The 6,849-nt window shown below is 54.8% G+C and carries 4 protein-coding genes; 3 read left to right on the forward strand and 1 reads right to left on the reverse strand.

The genetic code is table 11. The features are described 5' to 3' along the window. Positions 1–181: 181 nt before the first annotated feature. Positions 182–3,541 carry a VCBS domain-containing protein gene (locus Q0687_RS27385; protein ID WP_298884024.1) on the reverse strand — a complete coding sequence of 1,120 codons (3,360 nt, stop codon included), beginning with the start codon at positions 3,539–3,541 and terminating at the stop codon, positions 182–184. A gap of 704 nt (positions 3,542–4,245) precedes the next feature. On the opposite strand from Q0687_RS27385, the gene Q0687_RS27390 reads away from it, so the two are divergent. The 3 genes from Q0687_RS27390 (at position 4,246) to Q0687_RS27400 (ending at position 6,774) form a co-directional block, all read left to right on the forward strand. Continuing rightward, positions 4,246–4,962 (forward strand): transglutaminase-like cysteine peptidase, encoded by a 717-nt coding sequence (locus tag Q0687_RS27390; protein ID WP_298884026.1) that lies wholly within the window; start codon positions 4,246–4,248, stop codon positions 4,960–4,962. A gap of 276 nt (positions 4,963–5,238) precedes the next feature. After that, complete coding sequence (locus Q0687_RS27395; RefSeq protein WP_298884029.1) at positions 5,239–5,859, forward strand: FecR domain-containing protein; 621 nt, start codon at positions 5,239–5,241, stop codon at positions 5,857–5,859. Between the two features lie 48 nt (positions 5,860–5,907). After that, complete coding sequence (locus tag Q0687_RS27400; RefSeq protein WP_298884032.1) at positions 5,908–6,774, forward strand: tetratricopeptide repeat protein; 867 nt, start codon at positions 5,908–5,910, stop codon at positions 6,772–6,774. Positions 6,775–6,849: the final 75 nt, after the last annotated feature.

The following is a 6,849-nucleotide window of genomic DNA, read 5'->3' on the forward strand; positions in this document are numbered from 1 at the left end:
AAACCTGCCAAAGGTAGGGGGCTTACCCTCCTCCAGGCTCGAACCAGCCCTGCTGTCAAAATCAATTGGCTATCTAAGTGCAGACGTTTTGCTGGTCGAATTGTCAATCCGCGAATAAGCTTCGGTATCTGCGCAACTTTGCGTCGACATGGAACGACCATGCGGTGGTGTGATGTCATCATCAAGAGGGCCAGTGCAGCAAAGAATGCACTTCCTCAAAGCCAATGACACCCATTGGCTGGGCAGAAGGCGCTTGGAATTGGACGGTAAAGAGGAAGCCTTCGTTCCCGGTCGTAGTGTGTACCCTGAAACTTTCGGGCGAATTATTGTTTGAGAACTCGCCGCCGCAGCTGATTGCAGGTTGGTTATCTCCTCCCGCCGATTGAACGACACTAAATCCATGCGAATTTCCAAATGCAGCCAAAGTCGAACCTGGTGCGTCTTCGAGGGTTGATTTGGCTGTCGGGACTAGTTGCTTTTCGGTCACGAGGGAGGCGTTGACGGTGGGCGAGACCGATGTGTCGCCGACAATCGTTGTCGAATGACTACTGGTCGGATGAACGGAACCATTGCCCGCAGGGGGAGTGTCTACGGTTTTAGTCGGAGGTGGCGTAGAAGCAGATAATGTTTGTGCTGTGGAGCCCTTGTTCGGGCTCGGCGGGTCAATGACGAGCGTGCCACCCTGACCATCATCTACTAAAATGAAGTTCTCCGTCGTGAAGTCTCCATCCCCGAATGCAAGCTTGTCTACCACTGTCGTTACACCGCCAATCGTTTCATAGATCGTAAGGACACCACCCGTGTCGGCTCCCAGATTGTCAGTGTAAGTCCAGGATGTGCCGGCACTGAACGCGATTCCCTGCAGGTCAATTAGATCGGAGGTTTGCGGATCAGTTCCAGTGAAACCAAAAATGGCTCCGGTATAGCCAGCAGGGTTCGTCAGCACGAGTGTGCCGGAGATGCCAGTATCGTTTATGAATAGAACGCTGTCAGAACTGCCGTTTTGGAGTGTCAGAGTTGCGCCGCTGGCAATTGCGAGCGGGTCAATAAACTGGGTGCCTCCATGGCCATCGCTCGAGAACGTAAAGCTATGTCCGGTGTAGTTGCCCTCGAGCTTGATGGTTGCTGTCGTTTGGCCTTCGTTCACGGTGACGATTGTTTGGGTTAGGCCGATCGAGATACTAATGGTTTCGTGGCCTATAGTGGCGGTGAGGTTGTTGCTGCTAAGAATTGTTTTGATCGTGCTGGAGTAGGAGAGCCCGTGCAGGTCGATCAAATCAGTCCCGCCAAACCCAGAGATCGATGCTTGAAAATCTGCCGGATCGTCTAGTATCAGCTTCCCTGTGGCGCCCGCGCCAACTGCAAAAACTACGCTCAAGGTAGATGCGACCGTACCAACCAATTCCATTGTTGTATTGTTGGTAAGTTCGAGGGTGCCCGTTCCTGTGATATTCGCGTTCAAGTACAGGGAGTGGCTCGACGATGCTTCGATGAGTCCATTGTCTACAATGTCGGTAAGAGTTCCATCATCTCCGGTAATTTTACCATAACCCTGCAATGTGCCTTCAATGTCGATCGAGCTTTGCTCCAGAGTGTCTCCGTTCATCTTAAACGTGGTACCAGCCGCGACTATGAATCCATCGTTGGCGCCATTGATGGTGACGGTGATGACCTGGGCGGTGCCGTCCACGGTGGTGACGGTGAAGGTGTCGGTCAGGGTCTGGCCGGCATTGAGGCCCTGCACCGTGGCGTTGGCGTTGTCCAGCGTGTAGGTCCACACCCCACCCGCCGTCATGGTGAAGGTGCCGAACCTGTGGTCGCTCGCCGTGGCGGTGAGGACCGCGGTGAAGCTGTTGGCGGCATTGTCGACGTCGGTGTCGGTCAGCGTGCCGGAGGCGGTCGGGGTGCCCGGGATGGCGTTGTTGACGCCGCCGGCCTCGACCACCGTCCCGCTGCCGGTGCCGGAGATCACCGCGGCATCGTTGGCGCCGTTGATGGTGACGGTGATGACCTGGGCGGTGCCGTCCACGGTGGTGACGGTGAAGGTGTCGGTCAGGGTCTGGCCGGCATTGAGGCCCTGCACCGTGGCGTTGGCGTTGTCCAGCGTGTAGGTCCACACCCCACCCGCCGTCATGGTGAAGGTGCCGAACCTGTGGTCGCTCGCCGTGGCGGTGAGGACCGCGGTGAAGCTGTTGGCGGCATTGTCGACGTCGGTGTCGGTCAGCGTGCCGGAGGCGGTCGGGGTGCCCGGGATGGCGTTGTTGACGCCGCCGGCCTCGACCACCGTCCCGCTGCCGGTGCCGGAGATCACCGCGGCATCGTTGGCGCCGTTGATGGTGACGGTGATGACCTGGGTCGCTGAGAGTGCACCGTCCGAAACTGTAAAGCTGAACTGTTCAGTCGCGGGTGAGTTCAATGCGTTGATCGCTGCATCGTTCGGAACGAACGTATAAGAACCCGTCGCCGTGCTGATATACAGCTTCCCGTAAAGACCTACTAACGATTGATCGTAACCGCTATTTGAGAGATCTACGGTCCCACCAACAATTCCATAGGTCAGCGTCTGTGGAGGGAGATCAACGTCCGAGCCGTGGAGGACGCCATTGACCGCGACGAAATGATCGTACTGCCCCGTATCGATGTAGGTTGGCCCCGAGACCGGCGCCAAAGTAGGAGCATCATTCGCGCCATCAAGTGTAATAGTGAGTGTCTGATTTGTAGAGGCAGACCCGTTCGACACTGTAATAACAAAATTTTCAGACGTGGTCGTTGTTAAGGCATTGATCGCGGCACTGTTCGGAACGAATGCATAGGCGCCTGACGAGCTATTCAGATAAAGAGTGCCATAAGGACTAGCTCCGGAGACGTCGTAGGCCGACCCAGACAGTGTGACATCCAGGCCAACCGTGCCCCCGAGGATTCCGTACTTCAAGGTGGCGCCATTGATGTCTGTCGCAACCAAAGATCCGCTTGTTGCCTTGAATGTGTCAAAAGCAGCTGTATCGACGTTGAGCACGGCTGCAGGTGCGGTCAGGGAAGGTGGAGATGGAAGCGCCGCTTTTATGAAGAACGGCTCGGTAGCTGGTGTCCCGGTCGAAGTAGCGGGTGGCTGGTTTGGCGAACCAATTGGCGCTGCAGGAGCCTCCTGAATGAATGTGATTGGTTGGAGGCCTATCGGGGACAGCAATAATGAAGGCGGCGTACTCGAACCGCTACCTCCTGTGGTCGTTGGTCCAGAAAAACCGACAGAGTATGCTGCGAGAGCGTCTTGCTGAAACTTTTGTAGCTCCATCATGCGCGCGTCACTATTGGTGAGGACGCTGATCGATCCGCCGCCGTTGATGATGATCGTTTGTCCGGGATCATCAAGTGTGAAGTGTCGTCCGTCTCTCAACACGAGATCAATAGTGCCGCTTAGCTGCAAATCTTTCGGCTTTATGTTGTCGTCGTCCAGGAACTCCAACAACGGACGCTGGGAGGAGAGATCAGCAGCCTCGACGTCCTTCACCAACGCGAACATCAAGCCGGTTAAGGACAGCATGCCAAGCTCGGCGGTGCGAGCGCGATCTCTCTCGTTAGGCCGAACCGTCCTATTATCGTCACGGGGAGCAGTCGGCGACGCAGCACGATGATCGTCACCTCTGTTCTTGGCCGACGCGGTAACGGAAATACCGGCTCTAGGGGCGATGCCGGCGCTCCAGGATTCAAATCTGCCGATGGGGAGAAAATTTTCGTCAGGACCTAACCCACGCTCCTGAGTCAATTCCGGACCCGGGGAACGGTTGAGGTCGCGTTCGGCTTCAGAACCAGCATCCAAAACAGGATCGTCGTGAGCTTTGGCGCCGCCGTTTGACACCGCCCCGAGGGGGACGTCAGCGCAGAACTTGAAAAATTGGCCGCAGGGATACTTCAAGGCACGCCCCGCAATAGGTTAATATTTCAATAACTTTCAATATATTATTTTTAACATACCAGCCTTCTTTGCGACGAGGAATAGGTTTTGGTCCCAGGCGCGCAATTGCTCTCGATTCGAGCAGACGACCAAAAGACTTACGTTTGCGCGAATCCGGCTGACCGGCCGCGAGCTCCGGGAGATGGATGAAAGCCCTCTGGTTGCTAAAATCTTAGGCAATCAGGTGAAGTAGATTTCAGGTTGTTTTGCCTTTGCGGCCCACTTTAGCGCAAAGGTAAGCGTCGTCCTTGATGATGAACTCAATTAGCCAAGTCTACGCTGAGGTGGGGCCGATGCTCGCGCGTCTACTTGTCATCCTGTTGACTTCCACCGTTATTACGATGGGAGCAACAACACATCTTGCCGCTGCAACGCTGCTTTCCCCTGGTTCCGCTGAGCGGCTCCGTCAGCATGTCGAACCATTCGGACGCCAGGTGTCTCGGCTTTCCTCAGGCGAATTGTTCGAAAAGTGGCGGGTGATTCAACGCAATCTCGAAGCCGATCAGGCCGAACTAATGCGTTGCGCGCGCGACGTCGAACGCTGCGCATCGGAACCGGCGCTTCGCTTTCTTGCCATAATAGAGCAAGCGAAAGCGAGGGAAGGACGGGCTCGGTTCGGCGAAGTCAATCGCGCTGTCAATCTTGCGATATATCCAATCAGCGATTTGAAGCAATACGGGGCTGTCGATGTGTGGACTTCTCCATTGACTACGCTTTCGACAGGAAAGGGAGATTGTGAGGACTACGCAATCGCAAAATATGCTGCATTGCGTCAATCCGGGGTGCCGGCTGATGACCTACGAATTGTAATCTTGCGCGATTTACTGCGTGATGAGGAGCACGCAGTCGTATCAGCGCGGTTGGATGGCCATTGGCTTATACTCGACAACCGCCACATGTCGCTCGTAGAGGATCAGTACATCAGGAACTACGAACCACTATTTGTTCTGGACCAGAATGGTGTCATGTATTACCACGACGCGCGTTTTATTCAGACAAAATGGGAATAAGTTCTCCGCGCTGAACCTCGATCTGGTTGCGAGATCTTTTGTTGCAGCTTTTGATCACTCTCCGGTCTGAAAATGCCGTTCTCCCAAGCTCTTGACACATATTCGCACCTCAAAACTTGCTCGGTGCAAAAGGGTGTTAGCAATCATCGTGCCCGCATGCCCATTTGACCTCATCCTCAAATTTCGGATATTCTGCCTGCCTTGCTAGACTAGACAGTGTATTAATCGCAGGCCATTGAACGGCATGAACTGAGACGCCTTCTCAAGGAGGTTGTCATGCGCATGAATATTGGTGCCAATTTCGCAATTGCGCTGCTTATAGCGTCTTGCATTCCGCCTGACAGCGCACGCGCGCAGGATGGCGTTGCGAATCCTATTGGCAAAGTCATTGACGTTGCCGGATCGGTTACCGTTGCTCATGTGAATCCGGTGCCGGCTCAAGTAGCTCTTCCAGGTCAGGCGGATCAAACGCGGCCAGGCGATCTGGTTTATCAAGGCGACATAGTTCAGACCGGAGCAGACGGGCGGCTTAGTATCAATTTCGCAGATGGCACGTCATTCAACCTTGCAAGCAATGCCAGAATGACATTGGACGAGTTTGTTTATGACCCCAACGGAAGAAACAACTCCACTTTGTTTAATATAGCCAAAGGAACCGTCACCTTCGTTGCAGGCAGAGTTGCGAAGACGGGAGATATGAAGATCAACACGCCTGTTGCCACGATGGGAGTTCGAGGCACGACTCCTCACGTTGAAGTCATGGATGATGGTAGCGTCAGGTTTTCGACGCTATTGGAGATGGGAAAGAGCAAGGTCGCCAATAGGCTCGGCTCCGCTTCAGACCCATCGCTCAAATCAGATCCGAAGCCGCAATTGAACATTTGTCGGGGATGTTAACGGCATCGACGCGCAGGTGAATTGCCGATTTAGTATTGGCGCAGGATAATGAACCCGATAGACGGCTCAGTTTGCATTGCGAAGGGCCTTATTCAAGGTTTGATCTTTCTTTGCTTGTTCGGCGAGCCTGCTGGGGCGCAGAACATGGAGAAAAAGACGAGCGTTCTTGAAGATGTTGCATTTTGCAACGGCGCCGATCGCAGTTCACCTCAGACTCAAATTGAAGGCTGCACGGCGCTGATCAATTTGTCAGAGCGCTCCGCTGCAGCGGCTTTTGCGTACAACAATCGCGGCAACGCATACGCGGAAATAGGGGACTACGACCGCGCCGTTGCAGACTTCGATGAGGCTATTAAACTCAATCCGGCAAATGCTCGCCCCTACAACAACCGCGGCGTAGCCTTCTTCAGGAGGGGAGAATACGATCTCGCTCTTGCGAGCCTTGATGGGGCTATCAAGCTAGATCCAGGCTATGGCAAGGCTTTCCTGAATCGAGCCGAGCTTTATCAAAGAAGAATGCAGCATGGTCTGGCCGCACGGGATTATGATGCGGCCATTCGTATCTCTCCCGATTTGAAGGGAGCATTTAGTGGGCGCTGTTGGGCGCGTGCGATCATCGGCCAATTACAGGCCGCGCTCGAGGACTGTAACAGATCTCTCCAATCGGAGCCCGCCGATGCTGCTGCGCTCGACTCGCGGGGCTTGATTTACATGAAGATGGGCCAGCTGGAAGCGGCAATCGACGACTACAGTTCGGCACTTAAGGTCAATCCCAAGCTTGCAAGCGCCCTCTATGGCCGTGGGCTTGCTAAGCTTAAGAAGGGAGACGCAGTTGACGGCGCAGCGGATATGGAGGAGGCAACGAGCATCCAAGCCGCGATCAGAGAGGAGTTCGCGCGCTACGGAGTGCAATAGCTGGGGGACAATCATCAAATTGAACCGCCCCGGGTTTGCCGGAGGCTCCAACTCCTGAGAGGATGGAGCCATGAC

Source organism: uncultured Bradyrhizobium sp., from assembly GCF_936928535.1.
GTDB lineage: Bacteria > Pseudomonadota > Alphaproteobacteria > Rhizobiales > Xanthobacteraceae > Bradyrhizobium.